A 25327-nucleotide genomic window follows, 5' to 3' on the forward strand; every position below is an offset into this window, starting at 1 on the left:
AACTAGCGACCCATTCGCCGAGTGGAGGTGTCGGTAGTTGCAGTCTCGCGACCCGGCACACGCGCGCTAGTGCCCCGCCTTGCGTACCGCTTTGGCGAGTTTGCGTAGGGCGCCGTCGAGGTCTGCGCGGCACCGCTGCGCCAAGTCGGCCTCCCGCTGATACAGCAGGCCGTAGGTGAAGGTGTCTTCGCCGGCGGCGTGGGCGATTTCCGCCTCCTGGCGCAGGTGCTCCCGGCTGACCACGCTGTCTTGATGATCACCGAGCAGCGACTGCACGGCCTTGGCCTGCTCGGACACCTTGTCCGCGCCGGTGGCGGCCGCGGTGTATCGAAGTCGCTTGGCGCGCTTGCGGATTCGGTGTATCGCCTCGTCGCGGTGGTGGTGGTCGTCGGGCTGTTCCCGGTCGACCTGGGCGGCGGCCTTCGCGGCCTTGCGGACCTTCTTGTAGGCGGCGTCGATCGTCACCGGAGCCTGTTCCTCGGCAGTGGCGGCGCCGGGGGTCGCGGCCGCGATCGCGTCCAGGGAGTCGAGCAACCGGAAGTAGCGCTGCGAGCGCATTGCGATCAACGACCGGCGCAGCCCGGTCTGGTAGCGACGCTGGGCGCCCCCGACCAGGCGTTCGCGCACCGGGCCGCGCACCAATTCCGGTGTGAGCCCGTCCAAGTCACGTTCGTAGCGCTCGGCGAGCACCTCGGCGTCGCGCGCTATCCCCAGAATCCCGGCGAGCTCACGCAGCTCGTCGAGGACCCATCCCTCGTCGGGCAACCCGAACGAATCCTGGTAATCGCGCAGCAGGCTGCGCAGCTTGCGGGTGGTCACCCGCATCTGGTGGATGGAGTCATACGCGTCGGCGCGCACCGCGCGATCCCACACCAGCAACTCGCGGACCTGCTCGGCGATGGCGCGTTGCAACGGATCCTCGGACGGCTGCGCGCCGTCCAGCGGTGGCGGGGTGCCCAGCACCCGCGCCAGCTTGGAGCCGTGGCCGGCGGGTGCGGCGCCGGCGTCCAGCAGCCGGTTGCTCAACCGGTTCAGCAGCTCGGTGGCGGCGGCGCCGTTGGATCGGTTGCCCGCCTCGAGCAGCTCCAACTCCCACTCCCGCCATTCCAGCTCGGTGGGCGCTGCACCGGTTTCGTCGATGGTGTCGGCAGGGCTGTCCTCGGGGCCCCGCGTCGACCACGCGGTGACGTGGTCGTTGCTGAACTCGGCCAGCGCGACGCCCGCGGCGTCGTACAGCACCTGGCTCTCGCGCTCGGTGGTGATGCGCGCGACCGGCTGCAGCGGCCGGTCGCGGACGATGGCCAGCACGACGTCCGTCAGCTCGGTGGGCACCGTGTTGTTGCCGTCGGGTCCCGAGGCGTCCAGCGGGGTGCGAATCTCGGTGCGCGCGTCGGGCCCGGCCGGCAGCTTCAAATGCCAGCCCGCGTCGGAGCCGCCGGTGCGGCGACGCAGCGTGATCTTGTTGCGCGCGAGGTCATGTGCGGGCGTGTCGAAGTACGTCGCATCCAGGGTTTGCGTCGGCGACTTCTCGACGTGGGCGACCGCGGCGATCCCTTCGAACGACGGCGACACGGTGGACTCGACGACGTCGAACTTGCGCTCTACCTCCAGGTGACGCGAGGTCTGCGGCGTTTTTGCAGGCATCTTCGGCTCCGTTGACGGCGCGTCGCCGCGGCCTTGAACGTGGTGGACGGTGGGGATGAGACCCATAGCCTGCCATACGGAGGTGACGACGTTATGGCGGCGGAGGAGGGGCCGTCGTCTCGTCCTCCGGCAGCGGCGCATAGACCGCGGGCGGCGGGGCGTAGCGGGCGATGTTGTCGGCGATGTTGGTACAGCCACTCACCGAGATGCGTCGGCCCGCGCCCACGCACACGGTCGCCTCCACCCGATCGGCGGACGGCACCGCGGTAAGGATCGCGGGGACGGCAACCACGCCCGAGAACACCAGCAATGCGGCAAGCCCGCGGCGGCGATTCATCTGCAATCTCCTTCCGACCCTCAGTGCATTGTGCCGTCGTGCGGCCCCTGGCGGGCCGAGATTCTGAATATCGACGCCGCCGCCGGACCGGTCAGGCGGTGTGCATGTCCGGAGTGCGGACGTGTTCGGGCCGCAGGCCGCGTCCGAAGGCGATCGGCGGGATGGATTGCAGCGGGCCGCGACCCACGATCGCGGGAATGGGGATGGGGGACAGGTCGCCGTTCAAGTTGGGGGCGATCGCCCGGTCCTGGGCGACCACCTGAATGGCCTGGATGACCCGGGCTGGCAGCTCGCGGCGGCGCTGCACCTTGGCGAGGTCGGTGTCGCGCAGCCGGCCTTCGCGCAGCGGGGCGCTCAGGATGTTGGCCGCCGCCACCGCGTCGGCGACGGCGAGGTTGATCCCGACGCCACCGATCGGTGACATGGCATGGGCCGCATCGCCGATGCAGAGCAGGCCGGTGCGCCACCACGTCTTGAGCCGGTCCACCCGCACGTCGAGCTGACTGGTCTCGTCCCAGGAGCGAAGGTCGTTGACGTGTTCGCGTAGCTGAGGCCGTGCCGTCACGATGCGCTCTTTGAATGCCTCGAGCGATCCGTCGCGGGGGTTCGATCCCTTCGGCATTAGATGGGCGATCTGCCAGTAGTCGCCCCGGTAGATCAGGGCCATGATGAAGCCTTTGCGGGCCACGCCGTACAGCTCCTGCGGATCGCCGGGACGCCAGTTCAGCCGGAACCACAGCACGTCCATCGGCGAGTGCGCCCGGGCGACCTCCAGCCCGGCCGCGGCCCGGACCGCCGATTTGCGCCCGTCCGCGCCGACCACCAGGTCGCAGCGCACCTCGAGCTCGGGCGTGCGCACCCCGACCACCCGGCCGCCGTCGAAGATCAGGTCTTTGACCTCGGCGTTGCGGATCAGCGTGAATTCCGGGTAGGCGGAAGCTTTTTCGGCGAGAAAGTCGAGGAAGTCCCACTGCGGCATCAACGCGATGTAGGGCTGCTTGAAACCCAGCCGTTTGAGCACACCGAAGTTGCCGAAGGTGCGAATGGACCCGTCGGTGTCAAACGCGACCCGGTCGACTTTGGTGTGCGGCAGCCGCAGCAGCTCGTCGACCAACCCGAGCTCGTCCATGATCCGCAGGGTGCTCGGATGCACCGTGTCGCCGCGGAAGTCGCGCAGGAAGTCATTGTGTTTCTCCAAAACCACAACCCGAATTCCGGCGCGGGCGAGCAAGAGCGCGTGAACCAGGCCGGCGGGGCCCCCACCGGCGACACATACCTGGGTCTGAAGGACTTCCGCCACGGCCCGACCCTACCGCGCGCCCGCAATTGTTTGCCGTCTGATTCGCGCGTGTGCGCCGCCGAAACCCCTTATGGTGTGCGGTACGAATACCGCTCGCCTTGCGCGATGGTCGACGAAGGAGCGTGTGCATGGGGTCTTTTGTTCGCCCGGCAGCCCGGGCCGTTGCCGGCGGCATGGCGGCCTGCGCGGCCAGTGTGGCAATGCTTTTCCCGGCGGCCGGTTCGGCAGCGGCGGACGTGCCGATGGACGATCCGGAGCCGGCCCCCGTGTCGTCGCTGCCCAATTGCACGGCGGCCGATCTGGCCCAGGTTTCGGCGGGCGTCGCCGCGGCCACGTCGGCCTACCTGTTCACGCATCCGGACGTCAACGCGTACTTCACCAGTTTGAAGGGCCAACCGCGCAGCGACATGCGTGATCAGTTGAAGCAGTACATGGATGCCAACCCCCAGACCCATACCGACCTCGAGGGCATTCGCCAGCCGCTGACGGACTTCCAGAATCGGTGCCGCTGACGCATCGCGGTCAGCCGGCCGGCGGCGGCTGCAGATGCATCGCCAGGTCGCTCAACTCGAGGATCGTCTGAATCTCGGTGTCGCGGAACGGCCGTCCGTCGGGGCCGAGCAGGTCGTGAAACCATTCCTGCGGCATCGCCGGATCCGGGTTCGGCTGGTCCCAGGAGTCCCAGGGAAAGTACGTCTGGGTCTTGCCGGCCACGAATCCCCAATTGAATGCGCCGACGCCGGCGCGCTTGGCGATCGGCAGGATGTTTTGCACCGTGCTGCCCAGCGGCCGGGCCATGTACTCGGTGCACAGGATCGGCCGCCCGAGCGGGACGAGCTGGTCGATGCGCCTCTCGAACTCCGCCGGTTCGCCGTAGCAGTGGAAGGTGATGACGTCGGAGTTGTCGAGCTGGATGCCGGCGATGACGCTGCGGCTTGCCGGGTCGGCCCACTCGCCGTGCCAGACGCCGCTCGTCAACGGCTGGCGCGGATCGACCAGCCGCGCCCACTCGAACACCTGAGGGAGCAGGTTGGCGACCAGGTCGAGCTTGTCCTTGCGCTCCACCGACGCGTAGGTGTCCGCGGGATTGTCCGGTTCGTTCCACAGGTCCCAGCCCAAAATGCGGTCGTCATTGCGGAATTGGGTCAGGACGCCGGTGACATACCCGCGCAGGGTGCGGACGTAGCCGCGGTCGTCGAGGCGCGCGGCGCCCGGGCTCTGCACCCAACCGGAGTTGTGGATACCGGGCCGGGGCGCGCGCTGCGGACCCGGCTGCGGGAACGGATCCCAACACGAATCGAACAAGACGAACAGCGGTTTGATGCCGTGGTGGGCCGCGATGTCGACGAACCGCGCGAGACGGCCCTGGAACCCGCGGTGGTCCTGCGCCCAGAGCAGGTCGTGCAGGAAGACCCGCACCGCGTTGAAGCCGTTGGACTGGGCCCAGCCCAATTCGGTGTCGATGCGCCGGGGATCGAACGTGTCGGCCTGAAACATCTCCAGCTGGTTGATGGCGTTGGACGTGATGTAGTTCGCGCCCACCGGCCAACCCTGCGCTTGATACCAGCGGTTGGCCCGCTCGGGCGACCAGCGGCTGGCCTGCGGTGAGGTGCGCGGGGGCTGCGCTGACGCATGTGGTGCGCGGGCCAAAGCAATGCCTCCTGCCGCTAACAGCGGCAACTTCAACACCATTCGACGGTGCACGAAGTCACCTCGGTTCCCCCGGTCGATGTGGTTCACCCTTGCTCGTAGAGTATGGATCGTTTCTCTAAAGCAATCGTACATCCCTGTCACACAACGCATTTCGGCGGTTTCATAGTGACTGGGATAACGCCGTCAACCAGCCGGGACCCTCAGATCGGCGGTCTGAGAGCGCGGCGCAGCGCGCCGACTATTCTTCAATCCTACGCGGCCAATCAGAAGCAGTGTTCGTCGGCCGGGAAAACCCCGCCGGCCACCTCGTGCGCATATTGCGTTGCGGCCCGGCGCAATTCCCCGCCGATGTCGGCGAAGCGCTTGACGAAACGGGCGGCCTTGCCGCTGCTCATGCCGGCCATGTCCTGCCACACCAGGACCTGCCCGTCGCAGTTCGGTCCGGCGCCGATCCCGATGGTCGGGATGGTCAGCTTGCCGGTGATCTGCGTGGCCAACTCGGCCGGCACCATCTCCATCACCACCGAGAACGCCCCGGCCTCGGCGACGGCGATCGCGTCCGCGACGGTCTGTTCGGCCGCGTCGCCGCGGCCCTGGACCCGGAAGCCGCCCAGGCTGTTCACGCTCTGCGGGGTGAACCCGATGTGCGCCATCACCGGGATGCCCGCGGCGGTCAGGCAGGCGATCTGCTCGGCGACCCGTTCGCCGCCCTCGAGCTTCACCGCGTGCGCGCCGCCCTCTTTCATGAACCGCGTAGCGGCGGCCAGCGCGGCGGCGGGCCCGGCCTCGTAGCTGCCGAACGGCAGGTCCGCGACGACCATGGCGTGCTGGGCGCCGCGCACCACGCCGCGGACCAACGGGATCAGTTCGTCGATCGACACCGGCACGGTGGTGTCGTAGCCGTAGACGACGTTGGCCGCGGAGTCGCCGACCAGCAGGACCGGGATGCCCGCCTCGTCGAAAATGCGGGCGGTCGAATAGTCGTAGGCCGTGAGCATGGCCCACTTGTGCCCTTCGGCCTTCATCTTCTGCAGGTGGTGGGTGCGAATCTTGGTGAGCGGCTGCGCGGGCGCAGACGAGTTGGCACCGTAAACGTTGTGCTCAGACATCATTGTCCCTAATGGGTGGTCGGGTCGATCCTCGTGGCCCAATGCGGGTCCCCGGGTTCGTCTGACGGGTGTCATTCTGCCATTTCTTCGGCGCGGTTGAAACGGCGCGACAGTGTGAGACAGGCCATGCTCCGGGCGCGGCGGTGCCGCTGATCAGGATCTCCGGTTTCCTCTGGCAGCATATGTTGGCATGGGTTTGTCTCGCCGCGGTATGAGCGCGCGCACGCTGCTGATCTGGACGTCGATCGCTGCCGTTGCGCTGCTTGTGGCGGGCTGCGAGCGCGTGGTGGTGGGCCGCGCCGTCATGTCCGAGCCCAAGCTGGGGCAGGCGGTGGAGTGGACGCCGTGCCGGGCCGCGAACCCGAAGATCAAGCTGCCGGCCGGCGCGTTGTGCGGCAAGCTGGCGGTGCCGGTCGACTACGACAACCTCGACGGCGACGACGCCACGCTGGCGATGATTCGTTTTCCCGCGACCGGGGACAAGATCGGTTCGTTGGTGATCAACCCCGGCGGGCCGGGGGAGTCCGGCATCGAAGCGGCGCTCGGCGTCGTCCAGTCGTTGCCGAAGCGGGTCCGCGAACGCTTCGACCTCGTCGGCTTCGATCCCCGCGGGGTGGGCGCGTCGCGACCGGCGGTCTGGTGCAACTCCGACGCCGACAACGACCGGCTGCGCACCGAGCCGAACGTGGACTACAGCCCGGCCGGTGTGGCCCACATCGAGGACGAGACCAAGCAGTTCGTCGGTCGCTGCGTCGACAAGATGGGCAAGGGCTTTCTGGCCAACATCGGCACGGTCAACGTCGCCCGGGACCTCGATGCCATCCGGGCGGCGCTGGGCGATGACAAGCTGACCTACCTCGGCTACTCCTATGGCACCCGGATCGGCTCGGCGTATGCCGAGGCCTACCCGAACAAGGTGCGCGCGATGATTCTCGACGGCGCCGTCGACCCCAACGCCGATCCCATCGAAGCCGATCTGCGGCAGGCCAAGGGATTCCAGGACGCGTTCAACAACTATGCCGCCGACTGCGCGAAGCAACCGACGTGCCCGCTGGGCACCGACCCGGCCAAGGCCGTCGACGTCTACCACAGCCTGGTCGACCCGATGGTCGACCCCGACAACCCCATGATCGGCCGGCCGGTCCCGACCAACGACCCGCGCGGACTGAGCTACAGCGACGCCATCGTCGGCACCATCATGGCGCTGTACTCACCCAACTTGTGGCACCACCTGACCGACGGCCTGTCCGAACTCGTCGACCACCACGGCGACACCCTGCTCGCCCTGGCCGACATGTACATGCGCCGCGACGTGCACGGCCACTACACCAACGCCACCGACGCGCGGGTGGCCGTCAACTGCGTGGACCAGCCGCCGATTACCGACCGGGCCAAGGTGATTGACGAAGACCGCCGCTCCCGGGAGATCGCACCGTTCATGAGCTACGGGCAGTTCACCGGCCACGCCCCGCTGGGCACCTGCGCGTTCTGGCCCGTGCCGCCGACGAGCAAGCCGCACACGATCTCCGCGCCCGGGCTGGCGCCGACGGTGGTGGTGTCGACCACCCACGACCCGGCGACCCCCTACAAGGCCGGCGTGGATTTGGCCAACCAGCTGCGCAGCTCGCTGCTGACCTACGACGGAACCCAGCACACGGTCGTCTTCCAGGGCGACGGGTGCATCGACAACTATGTGACGGCCTATCTGGTCGGCGGCACCACCCCGCCCAGCGGCGCCAAGTGCTGAGCCGCGCGATCATTTCCGCGCCGAACGTGCACTCACGGCGGGATTTTCGTCGATTCGTCGCCGTGAGCGCACGCTCGGCGAGCGAGGCAGCCGAGACCAAGGCGTAATCATTTCGCGCCGCCACGGGTACCCGCGGCTGCAACGATGACAGCCATGTCGCGCCTGAGATCCGTGAGCTCGGCGCTGCTTTCATTCGGTCTGGTGCTCACCGGCTGCGCCGGACTGCCGGTGGCCGGCGCGACGCCCGAACCCGGGGCCGGGCAAACCCCGGCCCCCAACCCGCCGGCGGCCGCGGTTCCGCAGGGCTGGGGAAGCTGCGACCAATTCGTCTCGGACACAAGCGATATCCCCGCCGCGCGATGCACCACGGTGTCGGTCCCGATCGACTACAACAACCCCGGCGGCGCCCAGGCCAAACTGGCGGTCATCCGCGTGCCCGCGACCGGACAACGGATGGGATCGCTGCTCGTCAATCCCGGCGGACCCGGCGGCTCGGCGGTCGACATGGTGGCCGCGATGGCGCCGGACCTGGAGAACTCGGCGATCCGGCGCAACTTCGACCTGGTCGGCTTCGACCCACGCGGGGTGGGCCACTCCACCCCGCCGCTGCGCTGCCGCACCGACGCCGAGTTCGACGCGTATCGGCAAGAACCGATGGTCGACTACAGCCCGGCCGGCGTCGCGCACATCGAGCAGCTCTACCGGCAGCTGGCCCAGCAGTGCGTCAACCGGATGGGCGCCGCGTTTTTGGCCAACACCGGCACCGCGTCCGTCGCGCGTGACATGGACGCGGTGCGCCAGGCGCTGGGCGACGAACAGATCAACTACCTGGGATACAGCTACGGCACCGAGCTGGGCACCGCCTACCTGGAGAAGTTCAGCAACCACGTGCGGGCGATGGTGCTCGACGGTGCCATCGACCCGACGGTCGGGCCCATCGACGAGAACGTCAACCAAATGGCCGGATTCCAAACCGCTTTCAACGACTACGCCACCGACTGCGCCCGCTCGCCGGGCTGCCCGCTGGGCACCGACCCGTCCCAATTCGTCGCCCGCTACCACGCCCTGGTCGACCCGCTGGCCACCAAGCCGGGCCGCACCGCGGACCCGCGCGGGCTGAGTTACGCCGACGCGACCACCGGCACCGTCAACGCGCTCTACACGCCGACGCACTGGAAATACCTGACCAGCGGCCTGCTCGGCCTGGCGCGCGGCACCGACGCCGGCGACCTGCTGCTGCTCGCCGACGACTATCAGGGGCGAGACCGCACCGGGCATTACTCCAACGACCAGGACGCGTTCAACGCGATCCGCTGCGTCGACGCCCCGAATCCGACCGACCAGGCCAGCTGGGTGACCGCGGATCAGCGGATCCGCCAGGCCGCGCCCTTCCTGAGCTACGGACCGTTCACCGGAAACGCTCCCCGCGATTTGTGCGCGCTGTGGCCCGTCCCGCCGACGTCGGCGCCGCACGCCGCGCCGCCCATGGCGCCGGGCAAGGTCGTCGTCGTCTCCACCACGCACGACCCGGCGACCCCGTATCAGGCCGGGGTGAACCTCGCCCGCCAGTTGGGCGGACCGCTGATCACCTACGACGGCACGCAGCACACCGCGGTCTTCAATGGCGACCAGTGCGTGGACAACGCCGTGGTGCGCTACCTGGTCGCGGGCGCGCCGCCGCCGGCGTCCTACCGCTGCGGCTCCTGACCAGCCCTGGGCGGCCCCGCGCGCGACCATCGCAACGCTTCTGAGCGGGCATCGGTAACACAGAATTAACAGCCGTTGCATACTGTTCGAGTTATGGATCGCCAGAAGGAATTCGTGCTGCGCACGCTCGAGGAACGAGACATCCGCTTCGTTCGGCTGTGGTTCACCGATGTGCTCGGCTTCCTCAAGTCGGTCGCCATCGCCCCGGCCGAACTCGAAGGCGCCTTCGAGGAGGGCATCGGCTTCGACGGCTCCTCGATCGAGGGCTTCTCGCGGGTCTCGGAATCCGACACCGTGGCCAACCCCGACCCGTCCACCTTCCAGGTGCTGCCGTGGGCCTCGCCCAGCGGCCACCACCACTCGGCGCGGATGTTCTGCGACATCACCATGCCGGACGGCTCACCGTCCTGGGCGGACCCGCGGCACGTGCTGCGACGCCAGCTGCAGAAGGCCAACGACCTGGGCTTCTCCTGCTACGTGCACCCCGAGATCGAATTCTTTCTGTTGAAGCCCGGTCCCGATGACGGATCGGTGCCGCCCGTTCCCGTCGACACCGCCGGCTACTTCGACCAAGCCGTCCACGACTCCGCCTCCAACTTCCGCCGCCACGCGATCGAGGCGCTGGAGTTCATGGGCATCTCGGTGGAATTCAGCCACCACGAGGGCGCGCCCGGCCAGCAGGAGATCGACCTGCGCTTCGCCGACGCCCTGTCGATGGCCGACAACGTGATGACGTTCCGCTACGTCATCAAAGAGGTGGCGATCGAAAACGGCGCCCGCGCGTCGTTCATGCCCAAGCCGTTCGGGCAACACCCCGGCTCCGCGATGCACACCCACATGAGCCTGTTCGAAGGTGACGTCAACGCCTTCCACAGCCCCGACGACCCGCTGCAGCTCTCCGATGTGGGCAAGTCCTTCATCGCCGGGGTCCTCGAGCACGCCTCGGAGATCAGCGCCGTCACCAACCAATGGGTCAACTCCTACAAGCGACTGGTGGGCGGTGGCGAGGCGCCGACCGCCGCGTCGTGGGGTGCGGCAAACCGCTCCGCGCTGGTGCGAGTGCCGATGTACACCCCGCACAAGACGTCGTCGCGGCGCGTCGAGGTCCGCAGCCCCGACTCGGCCTGCAACCCGTACCTGACGTTCGCCGTGCTGCTGGCCGCCGGGCTGCGCGGGGTGGAAAAGGGCTACGTGCTGGGGCCGCAGGCCGAGGACAACGTGTGGGACCTGACCCCCGCCGAGCGCCAGGCGATGGGATACCGCGAGCTGCCCACAAGCCTGGACAGCGCGCTACGTGCCATGGAGTCCTCCGAGCTGGTCGCGGAAACCTTGGGGGAGCACGTCTTTGACTTCTTCCTGCGCAACAAGCGCACCGAGTGGGCGAACTACCGCAGCCACGTCACCCCGTACGAACTGAGCACCTACCTGTCCCTGTAGCGCAATTCCCGTTCCGGGATGCGCCGCCCGTGCCTGAAGATCGGCCGGTTGCGCTACGGTCGTGGTCGTGACCAAACCCGCGACGCAGCGCCCTCGGCTGCCCAGTGTGGGCCGGCTCGGGTTGGTCGATCCGCAAGCGGCCGAACGCATAGCGCAGCTGGGCTGGCACGAGCACGACGACCAGGCACACGTCGACCTGCTGTGGTCGCTGTCGCGCGCCGCGGACCCCGACGCCGCCCTGCTGGCCCTGGTTCGGCTGGCCGAAAACCCCGACGCCGGATGGAACGAGCTCAATGCCGCCCTGCTGGCCGAACGCCCCCTGCGCGGGCGGCTGTTCGGTGTGCTCGGCGCGTCGCTGGCCCTCGGTGATCACCTGATCGCCCAGCCGCAGTCCTGGAAACTCTTGCGCGGCAACGTCACACTGCCCACCCACGATCAGCTGTGCGCGACGTTCACCGAGTGCGTCGAGGAGGCGCTGGCCGACCCCGGTTCGGCGATGGTGCGCCTTCGCACCCTGTACCGCGATCAGCTGCTGGTGCTGGCCGGGCTCGACCTGGCCGCCACGGTCGAGGACGAACCGGTGGTCCCGTTCACCGTGGTGGCCGCCCACCTGTCGGACCTCGCCGACGCCGCGCTTGCCGCCGCGTTGCGGGTGGCCGAGACCACCGTGTGCGGCGACAAGACGCCGCCACGCCTGGCGGTCATCGCGATGGGCAAATGCGGTGCCCGCGAACTGAACTACGTCAGCGACGTCGACGTCATCTTCGTCGCCGAGCACGCCGACACCGTCACCACCCGGGTGGCCGGCGAGATGATGCGGCTGGCCTCGGACGCGTTCTTTCAGGTCGACGCCGGGCTGCGACCGGAGGGCCGCAGCGGCGAGCTGGTCCGCACCGTCGAGTCACACGTCGCCTACTACCAGCGATGGGCGAAAACCTGGGAGTTCCAGGCGCTGCTGAAGGCGCGGGCGGCGGTGGGCGACGCGGAGCTCGGACAGCGTTACCTGGCCGCGCTGATGCCGATGGTCTGGGTCGCCTGCGAGCGCGAGGACTTCGTGGTCGAAGTGCAGGCGATGCGGCGGCGCGTCGAGCAGTTGGTGCCCGCCGAGGTCCGCGGCCGCGAGATCAAGCTCGGCAGTGGCGGACTGCGCGACGTCGAATTCGCCGTGCAGCTCCTGCAATTGGTGCACGGGCGCGGCGACGAGTCGCTGCACGTGGCGTCGACGGTCGACGCGCTGGCCGCGCTCGGACAGGGCGGCTACATCGGGCGTGAGGACGCGGCGAACCTCACCGCCTCCTACGAGTTCCTCCGGTTGCTCGAGCACCGGTTGCAGCTGCAGCGGCTCAAGCGCACCCACCTGCTGCCCGAGCCCGACGACGAGGAGGCGGTGCGCTGGCTGGCGCGGGCCGCCCACGTCCGGCCCGACGGCCGCCACGACGCGGCCGGGGTGCTGCGCGAGGAGCTGCGCCACCAGAACCTGCGGGTGTCGCAGCTGCACGCCAAGCTCTTCTACCAACCGCTGCTGGAATCGATCGGCCCGGCGGGCCTGGAGATGGCGCAGGGCATGACCTCCGAGGCCGCCGAGCGTCAGCTGGCCGCCCTGGGCTACGAGGGCCCGCAGTCCGCGCTGAAGCACATGTCGGCGCTGGTCAACCTGAGCGGCCGGCGCGGCCGGGTGCAGTCGGTGCTGCTGCCCAGGCTGCTGAACTGGATGTCGTACACGCCCGACCCCGACGGCGGTCTGTTGGCCTACCGGCGACTCTCCGAGGCGCTGTCGGGGGAAAGTTGGTACCTGGCCACGCTGCGGGACAAGCCCGCGGTCGCCCGTCGGCTCATGCACGTGCTGGGCACCTCGGCGTACGTGCCGGACCTGTTGATGCGCGCGCCCCGGGTGATCCAGGACTATGGCGACGGGCCCGGCGGCCCGCGGCTGCTGGAGGCCGACCCCGCCGCGGTGGCCCGCGCGCTGGTGGCCTCGGCCGCCCGCTACTCCGACCCCGTGCGGGCGATCGCGGGCGCACGCACTCTGCGGCGCCGCGAGCTGGCCCGGGTGGCGTCGGCCGACCTGCTCGGCATGCTCGAGGTCGTCGACGTGTGCAAGGCGCTGACGTCGGTGTGGGTGGCGGTGCTGCAGGCCGCGATGGACGCGATGATCCGGGCCAACCTTCCCCGCGATGGCGGTAAGGCGCCGGCGACCATCGCCGTCATCGGCATGGGCCGGCTGGGCGGCGCGGAACTGGGCTACGGCTCCGACGCCGATGTGATGTTCGTGTGCGAGCCGGCGCCCGGGGTCGAGGATTCGGTGGCCGTGCGCTGGGCGACGACGGTCGCCGAACAGGTCCGCACGCTGTTGGGGACCCCGAGCGTCGACCCGCCGCTGGAGGTCGACGCCAATTTGCGGCCCGAGGGCCGTAACGGCCCGCTGGTGCGCACCCTGGCCTCCTACGCCGCCTACTACGAGCAGTGGGCGCAGCCCTGGGAGATTCAGGCGCTGCTGCGCGCGCACGCCGTCGCCGGCGACGCCGAGCTGGGGCAGCGGTTCCTGCTGATGGCCGACAAGACGCGCTACCCACCCCACGGGGTGTCCTCGGACGCGATGCGCGAGATCCGCCGCATCAAGGCCCGCGTGGAGTCCGAGCGGTTGCCGCGCGGCGCCGACCCCAACACGCACACCAAGCTGGGCCGCGGGGGACTGGCCGACATCGAATGGACCGTGCAGCTGCTGCAACTGCGGCATGCCCACGAGATCCCCGCCCTGCACACCACGTCGACGCTGGAGTGCCTGGACGCCATCGCCGAGGCCGAGCTGGTGCCCGCCGACGAGGTGGAGCTGCTGCGACAAGCCTGGCTGACCGCCACCCGCGCCCGCAACGCGCTGGTGCTGGTCCGGGGTAAACCCACCGACCAGCTGCCTGGCCCCGGACGCCAGCTGAACGCGGTCGCCGTGGCCGCGGGCTGGCCGACCGACGAGGGCGGCGAATTCTTGGACAACTATTTACGGGTGACGCGACGCGCAAAAGCGGTCGTGCGCAAGGTGTTTGGAAGTTGAGTCAGGAGGCCGGCGCGTTGGACGCCATATTCGAGGTGCTCAGCGCGACGGAAGCCGATCGCGTGACCGCGCTGTATGCGCCGCTGGCCGATGCGGTTCGCGAGCTCGTCGACGCGACCATCCGGACCGAAGCCGACGACGACGTCGTCGCCGACGCGCGGTCGGCGATCGAGGCCGTCACCGCGTCGTTGCGGCAACGCACCCGCCCGATGGGGGTGAGCTACCGCGTCGACGGCCGCCCGCTTCCGCTGGGCAACGCCGCGATCGGCGTGTGCAACCCCATCGCCCCGCCGATCGTCGTGCACCACGAGGGCGAGGGGCGCTGCTGGAGCGAGTTCGTCCTCGGCTCGGCCTACGAGGGACCGCCCAAGCTGGTGCACGGCGGCGTGAGCGCCCTGGTGCTCGACCACATGCTCGGCGAGGCCGCCAGCGAGGGCTTGTCCAAGGCGCGGTTCACCGGGACCATCACCGTGAAGTATCTGCGCGGCACCCCGCTGGGCCCGCTTCGCTGTGAGGCGTGGGTCGACGGCAAGGAGGGCCGCAAAGTCTTTGCGCGCGGCACCATTTCGGATTCCGAAGGCGTCACCGTCGAGGCCGACGGTGTGTTCATCGAGCCGGCCTGGGCGGCGGAGGAGCAGTGAAGTTCTACATCAGCAGCGCCTTCCTGAACACCCGCGAGATCATCGAACTCGCCAAGGCAGCCGACGAACTGGGCTACGACGGGATCGGCATCCCCGACCACGTCGTCAACCTCGAGACGCTGGACACGCCGTATCCCTATACCAAGGACGGGGAACGGCGCTGGCAGCCTTTCACCGACTGGCCCGATCCCTGGGTCCTCGTCGGGGCGCTCGCCCAAATCACCACGCGGTTGCGGTTCGTCAACACCGTCTACATTCCCGCGATGCGCAACCCGTACTCGGCAGCGAAAGCCATTGGCACCGCGGCGGTTTTGGCGTCGGGCCGGGTGGAGCTTGGCATCGGCGTGGGCTGGTGCCGCGAGGAATTCGCCTTGATGGGTGAGCGATTCGAGGCCCGCGGCAAACGCACCGACGAAATGATCGAGCTGATGCGGGCGCTGTGGTCGCCGGGCTGGACGGAGTTCGAGGGTGAGTTCTATTCCGCGCCGCGCCTCGAGATGCAGCCCACCCCGCCGCCGATCCCGGTGTACGTCGGCGGGCTCAGCGAGATCGCGCTGCGCCGAGCCGCCCGCAACGACGGCTGGATCGGCGATTTGATCAACACCGAGCGGGCGCTCGAGGCCATCGGTCGGCTGCGGGAGATGCGGGCCGAAAACGGGTTGTCCATGGAAGATTTCACCGTTCTCACCCCGTTGACCGACGCGTTCACCACGGCCGACTATCAGCGGGCGGAGGCGGGCGGCATCACCGGGATCATCACGATGCCGTGGATGTTCTACGCCGGGCCCGACGCCAGCCTGGACGACAAGATCGACGGCATGCAGCGCTTCCGCAAGGATCTCGCGCTCGACGGCTAACCCATCGTCAAGATCGCCGATGCGGCCAGCGCCATGATGACCGTCAAGGCTACAAAGATCACCGCGATCGCTGCTCGCACGATTTCGTCTTCGCTGGCCGGCCAGCGAAGAGTACGGGAGTTCACGACAGCCCCGTTGCTCATGCCAGATCCATGCCGCGACCCGAGCCTGACTTGCGCGACCGCAGCGGTTGCGATCGTCCAATCAGCCATCGCGAGGCCCGCGGTCGGCCACAACGGCTCAGTTGCAGGCGAAGGCTCGAGGCTTGTCATGTAGTCAACGATACGAAGTGAGCGTAACTAGATCAGCCACAGTTGAGACAAAGCTGGCTAACGGTACGAGCACGGAATGATATCCAGCACAAGACTCTTGGTGCGGCTGCCAGCGCGCTCCTTCGAGACCGGATGGGCCGCAAGATCCAGCGCGGTCAATGACCTTGTCAGCCTGTCCCGGTGGGGGCACAACGGACCGACAATCTTGGGGCAAGAGCCGCGCGCGTCGCCGGCCCGGCTCCGGGTCAGCGCTCGAATCGCTCAATACCTTCGACGTCTTCGCGCCCTAAACTCCTGACTTCGTCATAGGTGAGCACACCGGCGGCGGCGGAGGGGGTGGCGGCTGACCGCGATCAAAGGCGCTATCGGCGGTGCTATAGGTGGCGGGGTGATCACCCCGGAAATCGGCGGCGCTGGTGCAATACCTGGGGCTGTCCTAGGCTTTGTCGGCGGCTTCGCGAAAGGGCTTTTGGAAGCGCCGGTTAAAGCCGCAGTTGAGGGCGCGGTGGAATGCGTCGTCGATCCGATCCCAGGGGTGCCATGATCAACTTGAAGCGGGCGGTTCTTTTTCTGCCGCTGTATGTCGCGGCCATGATCACCGTGGACATTGTGTTCAAATCAGCCCACGTAAGCCCCACCAAACCTCTGCCGGTCTGGATCGTGGTCGGCTTTATCGCCTCCGCGATTGTCGTTGTCGCCGTTGGGGTCTGGTACTTCACGCAACGGAGCGCCGGGAAGGTCACACCGAAACGCGAACACGCCTACATCGCCATCATGGTCGGGGTGATGGTGTCCGGCTTCGTCGGTGACACACTGAGCGGCATAGCTGGGATCTTCATGGGCGGAAAATCACTGTGGGTCATGGCACCTAGCTACGCACTCGCCTACGTCGTCCTCCTGTGGACGATCGCGTTCACGGCGAAAACGCTGGACAACCGCGCCGGCAACATCGATGACCATAGCGGCTCCCCACGCGCGTGAAGACCAATTCCCTGTACAGCCCGGTGTTCTTCGCAGTAATGGCCGCGCTATTCCTGACCCTGTTTGTTTTAAACGTCATCCACGCCACGTGGCTGGGCTTGATCAGTACCGGAGGCCTCGCCGTGTTGATGGGCTACCGGGCCTGGTCCGGCAAGCGCCGCACGAACCAGCAATAGACCCACAAGCAACGTAGCTGCGTTCGCAACCTCGTCCGACGCTTTCTGTGGCATTTCTATGAGGGCGAACAATTCCGGCCCGCACCTCGGGCCGCGGTTGTTACCGTAGGCCGCTTTCCATGGCCCACCGAAGGTGACGCAAATGCTGTCCGAATCAGAGCGTGCGAGCGCGCTCGACCAGGAGTTGATGGCGGCGGTGGCACGCGGCGGCCGCATCGAGGCACGCATGCCGACGTCGGCGGTCGTGGCCACGGGCAAGCCGGTCAATCACGTTCTGCACCTGCTGGTAACCGTTCTCTTGTTTGGTCTATGGCTGCCGGTGTGGATCATCTTGGCGATCGACGGTGGCGAGAAGCGCACCACGGTCAGCGTCGACGAAAGCGGCCACGTGCGACGCACAAAAGGAGCACCTGCGTCGCCGACCGCGAACTGGCTCGGTCGGATGTCGGAGAACCAGGCAACGCTGGTCGTCATTGGCGCACTGGTCGGCGGCTGCATGCTTGTCGGCTTCATCGTGAGCCTATTCCACTGACCCAATCACACCCGATTCCGCAGGATCTCGCGCTGCTGTTGTCGGCGTCGGTACAGAAGTACCCGACCGAGATGATGGTGACCAACGGACTCGGCACGGATCGGTGTGGGCCGTGGATGATCGAGCGGGCCATCCGCGATGTACGCGGCGGGATCCCGGCCTACCCGAAGGGTTCTCGTTTCACGACTTGCGCCACTACCTTGCGTCGCTGCTGATCGCTCGAGGCTGCGACGTGAAGACGGTGCAGGCGCGGCTCCGGCACAGCTCGGCCAAGACAACGCTGGACACCTACAGCCATCTATGGCCGGACGCCGACGAGTCCACCCGCTCGGCGATCGGAGCTGTGCTCGCCGAGCGGGTGGACTCTGGTGAAACTACTGCGGACGAACTGCGGACGACGCGGCCCAGCCGCGGGCGTCGGCGCAGGTCAGGAGGTTAGCTGGGCCTACACGTCGTAGTACAGCGCGAATTCGTAAGGGTGCGGCCGGATCTGGACCGGCAGGATCTCGTTCTCGCGCTTGAAGCTGATCCACGTCTCGATGAGGTCGGGCGTGAAAACGCCGCCCTCGGTGAGGTATTCGTGGTCTTCTTCGAGCCGGTCGATCACCGCGGACAGCTGGGTGGGCGCCTGCGGGATGTTGGCGGCCTCTTCGGGCGGCAGCTCGTAGAGGTCCTTGTCGACCGGCGCCTGCGGCTCGATCTTGTTCTTGATGCCGTCCAGGCCGGCCATCAGCATGGCCGAGAACGCCAGGTACGGGTTGCCCGAGGAGTCGGGGCAACGGAACTCGAGCCGCTTGGCCTTCGGGTTGGTGCCGGTGATCGGGATCCGGACACAGGCCGAGCGGTTGCGTTGGCTGTAGACCAGGTTGATCGGGGCCTCGTAGCCGGGCACCAGACGCTTGTAGGAGTTCACCGTGGGGTTGGTGAACGCCAGCAGCGACGGCGCGTGGTGCAGCAGACCGCCGATGTAGTGCCGCGCGGTGTCCGACAGGCCGGCGTAACCGGTCTCGTCGTACATCAGCGGAGTGCCGTCCTTCCACAGCGACTGGTGGGTGTGCATGCCGGAGCCGTTGTCACCGAACAGCGGCTTGGGCATGAACGTCACGGTCTTGCCGTTCTGCCAGGCCGTGTTCTTGACGATGTACTTGTAAAGCATCATGTCGTCGGCCGCGTGCAGCAAGGTGTTGAACTTGTAGTTGATCTCGGCCTGGCCGCCGGTGCCCACCTCGTGGTGGCCCTTTTCCAGGCTGAAGCCGGCCGTGATCAGGTTGGTCAGCATCTTGTCGCGCAGGTCGACGTAGTGGTCGACGGGGGCGACGGGGAAGTAGCCACCCTTGGGGCGGACCTTGTAGCCGCGGTTGGGGCTGCCGTCGAGCTCGTTGGGCGCGCCGGTGTTCCACCACCCCGAGATCGCGTCGATCTCGTAGAACGAGCCGTTGGTGCGCGAATCGAAGGTCACCGAATCGAAGATGTAGAACTCGGCCTCGGCGCCGAAGTACGCGGTGTCGGCCACGCCGGTGCTGATCAGGTAGTTCTCGGCCTTACGCGCGATGTTGCGGGGGTCGCGCGAGTAGGGCTCGAGGGTGAAGGGGTCGTGCACGAAGAAGTTCAGATTCAGCGTCTTGGCTTCGCGGAAGAGGTCGATCTGCGCCGTCGCGGGGTCGGGCAGGAGCAACATGTCGGATTCATGAATGGACTGGAATCCGCGAATGGACGAGCCGTCGAAAGCCAAGCCGTCCTCAAAAACGCTCTCGTCGAAAAACGAAATCGGAATGGTGAAGTGCTGCATGATGCCGGGCAAATCACAGAACCGCACGTCGACAAACTCGACGTTCTCGTCCTTCGCGAGTTTGAAGACGTCGTCGGGCGTCTTTTCCGTCACAGAGTGCTCCTTTACTTGGTGAGATCCGCGGCCTGACGCTAGGGAGCAGATGTTGCCCGTCAGTCAACCCGATGTTGCGCGCACGTTACGTGACCATGCCACACGCAAAAAGTGGCCGCTTTGGCGGCGGGTTCTATTGTGGGGCCATGGATCGCAAGATCGTATCTTTTCTGGTGACAGAGCGCACCGGCCGCCCACCGTTCCGGGCCGGGCCCACCATTTATTCGGACCCCGGTCCGCGCCGATGATGCCGGAATCGCGATCCGCATACCCCGGCGAAAAGCTGGGATTGCCCGAGAATGGGTCGGGCTCGCTGGCGCGGATGGGACGCCGGCTGGGCGCCCTGACGATCGACTGGCTGATCGCGTTGGGCCTGGCGGCGCTGGTCATGCGTTTCGGGTTGATCCCCCAAGGGGCGCTGGCCACCGCCGAGCTGGTGATCTGGTTCATGTTGGGCGTGGTCTCGCTGCGCTTGTTCGGCTTCACGCCCGGCCAGCTGGCGCTGGGCCTGCGGGTGGTGACGGTGGACGGGCGCGGGCAGGTCGGCACAGGTCGCGCGGTGGTGCGCGGCCTGCTCGTCGGGATGGTGGTCCCGGCGCTGTTCACCGACTGGGACGGGCGCGGGCTGCAGGATCGGCTGACCGCGACGGCCGTGGTGAGGCGCTGACGTTTCTCGGTGGCGGCGACCCGCTACGCCCGGCTAATCCTGTAGCGGCGACCCGCTGCGCCCGGCTACGCCGCGCTTGCGATCGCCACCGCCTCGCTTGCGATCGCCGCGGAGCCGGCGACTACTTGCGGCGCACGGTGCGCTGCACGCCACGCATCTTGCCGGCGTTGGGCAGCGGACCCTTGGGCATGATGGCGGCCCCGGCACGCGTCCCCAGCGCGGCCAACCGGGACTCCAGCGTGTCCATCTGCTTGACGGTGATGTTGGCCGGCAACCGGGTGAGATGGCGCTCCAGCTTGGCCAGCGGGACCTCGTCCTCGCCGTTGCCGACGATGATGTCGTAGATCGGCACGTCCCCGATCAGGCGGGCGGTGCGCTTCTTCTCCTGCGCCAGCAGCGGGCGCACCCGAGTGGCCGACCCCTCGCCGACCAGGATCACGCCGGGCCGGCCGATGACGCGGTGAACGGCGTCGAAGTGACCGGTCGCGGCCACGCCCGGGGTCACTCGCCACTTACCGCGCAGGTTGTCCAATGCCCATGCCGCCGCCCCGGTTTGGCCTTCGGCCTTGCGGTAGACCGATTTCTGGGCGCGGCGCCCGAAGACGATGAATGCGACCAGCCCGCCCAGCACCACACCGAGCGGGATCAAGGTGATCATCGTCAGGCCGCCGGCCCAGAGCCCGACGCCCACCGAGATGCCCACGATCAGCACGAAGGCGCCGATCATGTACGGCAGCAGGCGCTTGTCCTCCTGGCGCTGCAGGTTGAACGCCTGCCACAACTGGGTGCGGCGCTCCCGCGCGGCGGCCTTGCGGGCAGCCTGCGCCTGCGCTCGGGCGGCCTTGTTCTCAGCGGCAGTGCGGGTTTTAGCCATAGTCAAAGGATACGTAGGGCCGCGCCAGGCAAACTCCGCTACCGTGCCCCGGCGTCCGAGGCGCGGGCGGCGGCCGCCTGCTGATAGAGCCGCCCCGCGCGATAGGAGGAGCGGACCAGCGGTCCGGACAACACCCCGGAGAAACCGAGCTGCTCGGCGTGCTGTGCGAACTCGACGAACTCCTCGGGCTTCACCCACCGCTCGACGGGGTGGTGCCGCGCCGACGGGCGCAGGTACTGGGTGATGGTGATGATGTCGCAGCCGGCGTGGCGCAGGTCGGCCAAGGCGGTGCGCACCTCGTCGGGGGTTTCGCCCAGACCGAGAATGAGGTTGCTCTTGGTGACCAGCCCGAAATCGCGCGCCGCGGTGAGCACGTCGAGGCTGCGCTGGTAGGTGAAGGCGGGCCGGATGCGCTTGAAGATGCGCGGCACCGTTTCGACGTTGTGCGCCAACACTTCCGGGCGTGACTCGAAGACCTCGGCCAGTCGGCCGGGCTCGCCGTTGAAGTCGGGGATCAACAGCTCGACGCCGGTCGACGGGTTGAGCTCCTTGATGGCGCGCACCGTCTCGGCGTAGAGCCACGCGCCGCCGTCGGGCAGGTCGTCGCGGGCCACCCCGGTGACCGTGGCGTAGCGCAGTCCCATCGTGCGCACGCTGTCGGCCACCCGCCGGGGCTCGTCGCGGTCCAGCTCGGCGGGCTTGCCGGTGTCGATCTGGCAGAAGTCGCAGCGACGGGTGCACTGGTCGCCGCCGATCAGGAAGGTGGCCTCGCGGTCTTCCCAGCATTCGAAGATGTTGGGGCAGCCGGCCTCTTCGCAGACCGTGTGCAGCCCCTCGCGCCGGACCAGGCTCTTGAGCTCGGTGTATTCCGGGCCCATCCGGGCCCGCACCCTGATCCACGGCGGCTTGCGCTCGATCGGGGTTTCGGCGTTGCGCACTTCCAGGCGCAGGAGTTTGCGTCCCTCGGGTGCGACAGTCACATCGCTGATGCTACGCGGGCGGCAGGTGCGTGGTCTTGCACCGGCAGGACCCCGTCCAAGGCGTCGCACACCGCGTCGGCGACGGTGGTGCGTATGTCGTCGACGGTCACCGGGCGGCGCAATTCGGCCGACATGGACGTCACCCCGGCGTCGCCGATGCCGCACGGCACGATGGCGTTGAACGCGCTCAGGTCGCAGTCACAGTTGAGCGCGAACCCGTGCAGGGTGGTGGCGCGCGATACCCGCACGCCGATGGCGGCGACCTTGCGGTCGGGCCGGCCCTCGTCGCCCGGCACCCACACCCCGGACCGGCCCGGGACGCGCACCGTGTCCAGGCCCAGGTCGGCGCACACCTTGATCAGCGCTTCCTCGAGCCGTCGCACGTAGTTCACCACGTCGAGCGGTTCGGCCAGGCCGATGATCGGATATCCCACCAGTTGGCCGGGACCGTGCCAGGTGATCTTGCCGCCGCGATCAGTGTCGACCACGGTGGTACCGTCCATCGGCCGCTCGTGCGGTTCGGTGCGCCGGCCCGCGGTGTAGACCGCCGGGTGCTCCAGCAACAGCAATGTGTCGCTGCCGCCCGCGACGCGGGCGTCGGCCAGCTCGCGCTGCTGCTGCCAGGCCACGCGGTAGTCGACGGTGCCGAGCTGGCGGACGTCGATCAGGGACCGGCTGGACCGGATGGAATCGATCACGTTCGCGACGGTACTCGGCTTGCGCGCGCCAGGCCCAATCCGGTCGACGCGCGGCTGTGGCTAGTCGTGCTCGCGCCGGGCCGTCGCGTAGCCGAGCGCCTCGCCAATGGTGTTGTGGTGGAACACAAAACCGGCGCGCTCCAGCACCGACGGGATCGCCCGCTGCCCCGTCAGCAGGCCTTCGTCGGCGAACTCTCCCAGTCCGGCCCGCACGGCGAAACCGGGCAGCATCAACGGCGTCGGGCGGTTGACCGCCCGCCCGAACGCGGTGGTGAATTCGGCGTTGGTGACCGGCGCGGGCCCGGTCATGTTCACCGGCCCCGACAGCGCGGTGTTCGATATCGCGAACAGCAGCGCCCGCACTTCGTCTTCGAGCGTGATCCACGACATGTATTGCCGCCCGCTGCCCAGCCGGGCCCCCAGGCCCGCCCGGAACAGCGGCCGCAACCGGCCCAGCGCGCCGCCGGCGGGGGAGAACACCAGCCCGGTGCGGGCCAGCACCACCCGGGCGCCGCCGTATTGCGCCGGCAGCGTGGCGGCTTCCCACTCCTCACAGAGCCGGGCGAGGAAACCGCTTCCGGCACGGTCGTTTTCGTCGACCACGCGGTCCTTGGTGTTTCCGTAGAAGCCCACCGCGCTGGCGTTGATCAGGGTTGCCACCCCGGCGTCGGCGACGGCGTGCGCCAGGACTTCGGTGGGGGCGATGCGGCTGTCCCGCAGGCTCTGCTTGAAGGCGCCAGACCACCGGCGCTTGCCGATGTTGACGCCGCACAGATTGACGACGGCGTCGACGTCGCCGAGCGTGTCGGGGTCGAGGTCGCCGCTCTCGGGGTTCCAGTGCACCTCGTCGGCGTTGCTCGGGGCGCGGCGCACGATGCGCAGCACCCGGTGATCGGCGGCCCGCAGGGCCGCGGTGAGGGCGGAGCCGATCAGGCCGGACGACCCCGCGACCGCGACGACGAACTTTTGACCGGCCACGTTCGCGCTCAGAGGCCGAGGTCGGCCTCGAACGCTCCCTCTTCGAGCCGATGCTTGATCGTGGTCAGGAACCGCCCGGCGTCCGCGCCGTCGATGAGCCGGTGGTCATAGGTCAGCGGCAGGTAGCAGATCGAGCGGACACCGATCGATTCGTTACCGAACTCGTCGACGATCACCCGCGGACGCTTGACGATCGCGCCGGTGCCCAGCATCGCGGCCTGCGGCGGAACCAGGATCGGGGTGTCGAACAGCGCGCCCTGGCTGCCGATGTTGGTGATCGTGAAGGTGCCGCCCGAGAGCTCGTCGGGTTTGAGGTTGCCCGACCGGGCGCGCGCGGCGATGTCGGCGATCGCCCGGGCCAGCCCGGCCAGCGACAGGTCGCCGGCGTTGTGCACGACGGGGGAGAGCAAACCCTGTTCGGTGTCGACCGCGAAGCCGAGGTGCTCGGCGTCGTAGTAGGTGATCTCCTTGGTTTCCTCGTTGTAACTCGCGTTCACGTTCGGGTGGATCTTCAGGGCGTCGATCACCGCGCGGGCGATGAACGGCAAGAAGGTCAGGTTCACGCCTTCGCGTTCGGCGAACGCCGTCTTGGCCCTGGTCCTCAACCCGACCAGCCTGGTCATGTCGACCTCGTGGGTCTGGGTGAGTTGGGCTGTGGCCTGCAGGGATTCGCGCGTCTTGTTGGCGGTGATCTGGCGGATCCGGCTGGCCTTCTGAGTGGTGCCCCGCAGGTGCGCCAGCGCCGGCGCCGGGGTGGGCGCGGGAGCGGCCTTGCGGGCCTCGGCGGGCGCGGCGGCCGGCGCCGCCGCGGGGGCCTTGTCGGCCTGCTGCTTGCGCTCGGCGGCCGCCAGCACGTCTTGCTTGCGGATGCGACCGCCCACCCCGGTGCCGGTGACCGAGGTCAGGTCGATGTTGTTCTCGGCGGCCAGTTTTCGCACCAGCGGCGTCACATAGGGGGTGCCGTCGCCGCTCGCGTCCGCCGGCTGCGCCTGTGCCGGTTGGGCTTTCGGCTCGGGCGCGGCCTTCGGCTGCGGCGCGGGGGCCGGGGTGGGTTCGGGCTTCGGCTGCGCCTGGGGCTGGGGTGTGGGTTCCGGCTTGGGTTCGGCTCTGGGCGCGGGCGGCGGCTGCGGCGCGGCGGGGGCCGCGGGCGCGGCGGCGTCGGAGCCGGTGCCGATGCGGGCCAGCTCGCCGCCGACGGGCACGGTGGCGTCTTCCTCGGCGGTGATGCTGATCAGCACACCGGCCACCGGTGACGGGATCTCCGTGTCCACCTTGTCGGTGGACACTTCGACCAGCGCATCGTCGACCTGGACCGAATCGCCGACCTTCTTGAGCCAGCGGGTCACGGTGCCCTCGGCCACCGACTCACCGAGTTCGGGCATCAACACCGGGGTCGCGTCGCCGCCACCGGAGCTCTGCTGGGCGGGTTGGGGCTCCGGCTGGGCCTGCGGCTGCGGCTCGGGTTCGGGTTCGGGCTGCGCGGGGGCTGCGGGCTGCGCCTGCGGCTCGGGCTGGCTCGGCGCCTGGGACCCGCCGTCCTCGGCACCGTCGCCGATCACGGCCAGCTCGCCGCCGACCTCGACGGTGTCGTCTTCCTGGGCGACGATCTTGGTCAGCACACCCGCGGCCGGCGACGGGATCTCGGTGTCGACCTTGTCGGTCGACACCTCGACGAGCGGCTCGTCGAGTTCAACCGTGTCGCCTTCCTGTTTGAGCCAGCGGGTGACCGTCCCCTCGGTGACGCTCTCACCGAGTGCCGGCATCTGGACGGAGAAGGCCATCTTTTTTGACTCCTCGATCGCTCGT

Annotated in this window: 24 protein-coding genes; 12 read left to right on the top strand and 12 right to left on the bottom strand. The window is 68.4% G+C overall.

Going from position 1 to position 25327, the window contains the following annotated elements; genetic code table 11:
• Positions 1–66: 66 nt before the first annotated feature.
• The 3 genes from G6N26_RS02140 to G6N26_RS02150 form a co-directional block, all read right to left on the bottom strand.
• Positions 67–1644, bottom strand: a complete 1578-nt coding sequence (locus G6N26_RS02140) for a CYTH and CHAD domain-containing protein (RefSeq protein ID WP_083019963.1) — start codon at positions 1642–1644, stop codon at positions 67–69.
• Positions 1645–1735: 91 nt separating this feature from the next.
• The gene (locus tag G6N26_RS02145) at positions 1736–1981 is read right to left on the bottom strand and encodes a hypothetical protein (protein WP_083019925.1); all 246 of its coding nucleotides are present in this window, start codon (positions 1979–1981) and stop codon (positions 1736–1738) included.
• Between the two features lie 91 nt (positions 1982–2072).
• Positions 2073–3281 (bottom strand): FAD-dependent oxidoreductase, encoded by a 1209-nt coding sequence (locus G6N26_RS02150; protein ID WP_083019923.1) that lies wholly within the window; start codon positions 3279–3281, stop codon positions 2073–2075.
• 128 nt (positions 3282–3409) lie between these two features.
• Here G6N26_RS02150 and G6N26_RS02155 point away from each other — a divergent pair, with 128 nt between their 5' ends.
• Positions 3410–3793 (top strand): heme-binding protein, encoded by a 384-nt coding sequence (locus G6N26_RS02155; protein ID WP_372460810.1) that lies wholly within the window; start codon positions 3410–3412, stop codon positions 3791–3793.
• A gap of 10 nt (positions 3794–3803) precedes the next feature.
• Here G6N26_RS02155 and G6N26_RS02160 read toward each other — a convergent pair whose 3' ends face one another.
• Both G6N26_RS02160 and panB read right to left on the bottom strand, forming a co-directional pair.
• The gene (locus G6N26_RS02160; protein WP_194164301.1) at positions 3804–4985 is read right to left on the bottom strand and encodes a glycoside hydrolase 5 family protein; all 1182 of its coding nucleotides are present in this window, start codon (positions 4983–4985) and stop codon (positions 3804–3806) included.
• A gap of 212 nt (positions 4986–5197) precedes the next feature.
• Positions 5198–6043 carry a 3-methyl-2-oxobutanoate hydroxymethyltransferase gene (gene panB / locus G6N26_RS02165; protein ID WP_083019961.1) on the bottom strand — a complete coding sequence of 282 codons (846 nt, stop codon included), beginning with the start codon at positions 6041–6043 and terminating at the stop codon, positions 5198–5200.
• A 190-nt stretch (positions 6044–6233) separates the two neighbouring features.
• Here panB and G6N26_RS02170 point away from each other — a divergent pair, with 190 nt between their 5' ends.
• The 6 genes from G6N26_RS02170 (at position 6234) to G6N26_RS02195 (ending at position 15481) form a co-directional block, all read left to right on the top strand.
• Positions 6234–7790: an alpha/beta hydrolase gene (locus G6N26_RS02170; protein WP_083019921.1), complete on the top strand. Its 1557-nt coding sequence runs from the start codon at positions 6234–6236 to the stop codon at positions 7788–7790.
• 144 nt (positions 7791–7934) lie between these two features.
• Positions 7935–9497: an alpha/beta hydrolase gene (locus tag G6N26_RS02175; protein WP_095577025.1), complete on the top strand. Its 1563-nt coding sequence runs from the start codon at positions 7935–7937 to the stop codon at positions 9495–9497.
• A gap of 93 nt (positions 9498–9590) precedes the next feature.
• Positions 9591–10934: a type I glutamate--ammonia ligase gene (gene glnA / locus G6N26_RS02180; RefSeq protein WP_083019920.1), complete on the top strand. Its 1344-nt coding sequence runs from the start codon at positions 9591–9593 to the stop codon at positions 10932–10934.
• Between the two features lie 61 nt (positions 10935–10995).
• Positions 10996–13983: a bifunctional [glutamine synthetase] adenylyltransferase/[glutamine synthetase]-adenylyl-L-tyrosine phosphorylase gene (locus tag G6N26_RS02185; RefSeq protein WP_067172593.1), complete on the top strand. Its 2988-nt coding sequence runs from the start codon at positions 10996–10998 to the stop codon at positions 13981–13983.
• Complete coding sequence (locus G6N26_RS02190) at positions 13980–14624, top strand: PaaI family thioesterase (protein WP_067172596.1); 645 nt, start codon at positions 13980–13982, stop codon at positions 14622–14624. The genes G6N26_RS02185 and G6N26_RS02190 overlap by 4 nt, the downstream gene beginning before the upstream one ends.
• On the top strand, positions 14621–15481 hold the full coding sequence (locus tag G6N26_RS02195) for a TIGR03619 family F420-dependent LLM class oxidoreductase (RefSeq protein ID WP_067172600.1): 861 nt from the start codon (positions 14621–14623) through the stop codon (positions 15479–15481). Before G6N26_RS02190 ends, G6N26_RS02195 begins: the two co-directional genes overlap by 4 nt.
• On the opposite strand, the gene G6N26_RS02200 is transcribed toward G6N26_RS02195, so the two are convergent.
• Complete coding sequence (locus G6N26_RS02200; protein WP_083019918.1) at positions 15478–15753, bottom strand: hypothetical protein; 276 nt, start codon at positions 15751–15753, stop codon at positions 15478–15480. The genes G6N26_RS02195 and G6N26_RS02200 overlap by 4 nt on opposite strands.
• A 510-nt stretch (positions 15754–16263) precedes the next feature.
• Here G6N26_RS02200 and G6N26_RS02205 point away from each other — a divergent pair.
• From G6N26_RS02205 to G6N26_RS02220, 4 genes are all read left to right on the top strand, one after another.
• Positions 16264–16734, top strand: a complete 471-nt coding sequence (locus G6N26_RS02205) for a hypothetical protein (RefSeq protein WP_169925538.1) — start codon at positions 16264–16266, stop codon at positions 16732–16734.
• A complete protein-coding gene (locus tag G6N26_RS02210; protein WP_083019912.1) occupies positions 16731–16910 on the top strand; it encodes a hypothetical protein in 180 nt (59 codons plus the stop codon). Before G6N26_RS02205 ends, G6N26_RS02210 begins: the two co-directional genes overlap by 4 nt.
• Positions 16911–17052: 142 nt before the next feature.
• On the top strand, positions 17053–17442 hold the full coding sequence (locus G6N26_RS02215; protein ID WP_163648677.1) for a hypothetical protein: 390 nt from the start codon (positions 17053–17055) through the stop codon (positions 17440–17442).
• 112 nt (positions 17443–17554) lie between these two features.
• Positions 17555–17881, top strand: coding sequence for a tyrosine-type recombinase/integrase (locus G6N26_RS02220; RefSeq protein ID WP_372509297.1), 327 nt, complete (start codon positions 17555–17557; stop codon positions 17879–17881).
• A 6-nt stretch (positions 17882–17887) separates the two neighbouring features.
• On the opposite strand, the gene glnA (G6N26_RS02225) is transcribed toward G6N26_RS02220, so the two are convergent.
• Positions 17888–19324 carry a type I glutamate--ammonia ligase gene (gene glnA / locus G6N26_RS02225; RefSeq protein ID WP_083019910.1) on the bottom strand — a complete coding sequence of 479 codons (1437 nt, stop codon included), beginning with the start codon at positions 19322–19324 and terminating at the stop codon, positions 17888–17890.
• A 244-nt stretch (positions 19325–19568) separates the two neighbouring features.
• Between glnA (G6N26_RS02225) and G6N26_RS02230 the strand changes: the two genes are divergently transcribed.
• The gene (locus tag G6N26_RS02230; RefSeq protein WP_083019908.1) at positions 19569–19991 is read left to right on the top strand and encodes an RDD family protein; all 423 of its coding nucleotides are present in this window, start codon (positions 19569–19571) and stop codon (positions 19989–19991) included.
• A gap of 121 nt (positions 19992–20112) precedes the next feature.
• Here G6N26_RS02230 and G6N26_RS02235 read toward each other — a convergent pair whose 3' ends face one another.
• From G6N26_RS02235 to sucB, 5 genes are read right to left on the bottom strand one after another with little or no spacing between them, the layout of a single operon-like run.
• Positions 20113–20865 carry a DUF4191 domain-containing protein gene (locus G6N26_RS02235; protein WP_067172613.1) on the bottom strand — a complete coding sequence of 251 codons (753 nt, stop codon included), beginning with the start codon at positions 20863–20865 and terminating at the stop codon, positions 20113–20115.
• 38 nt (positions 20866–20903) lie between these two features.
• Positions 20904–21845 carry a lipoyl synthase gene (gene lipA, locus G6N26_RS02240; protein ID WP_067172616.1) on the bottom strand — a complete coding sequence of 314 codons (942 nt, stop codon included), beginning with the start codon at positions 21843–21845 and terminating at the stop codon, positions 20904–20906.
• Positions 21842–22543, bottom strand: a complete 702-nt coding sequence (lipB, locus tag G6N26_RS02245) for a lipoyl(octanoyl) transferase LipB (protein WP_067172619.1) — start codon at positions 22541–22543, stop codon at positions 21842–21844. The genes lipA and lipB overlap by 4 nt, the downstream gene beginning before the upstream one ends.
• Before the next feature lie 60 nt (positions 22544–22603).
• Positions 22604–23521: a TIGR01777 family oxidoreductase gene (locus G6N26_RS02250; RefSeq protein ID WP_083019907.1), complete on the bottom strand. Its 918-nt coding sequence runs from the start codon at positions 23519–23521 to the stop codon at positions 22604–22606.
• Between the two features lie 8 nt (positions 23522–23529).
• Positions 23530–25302 (bottom strand): 2-oxoglutarate dehydrogenase, E2 component, dihydrolipoamide succinyltransferase, encoded by a 1773-nt coding sequence (gene sucB, locus G6N26_RS02255; RefSeq protein WP_083019906.1) that lies wholly within the window; start codon positions 25300–25302, stop codon positions 23530–23532.
• Positions 25303–25327 lie beyond the last annotated feature (25 nt).

It is taken from the genome of Mycobacterium marseillense, from assembly GCF_010731675.1.
GTDB lineage: Bacteria > Actinomycetota > Actinomycetes > Mycobacteriales > Mycobacteriaceae > Mycobacterium > Mycobacterium marseillense.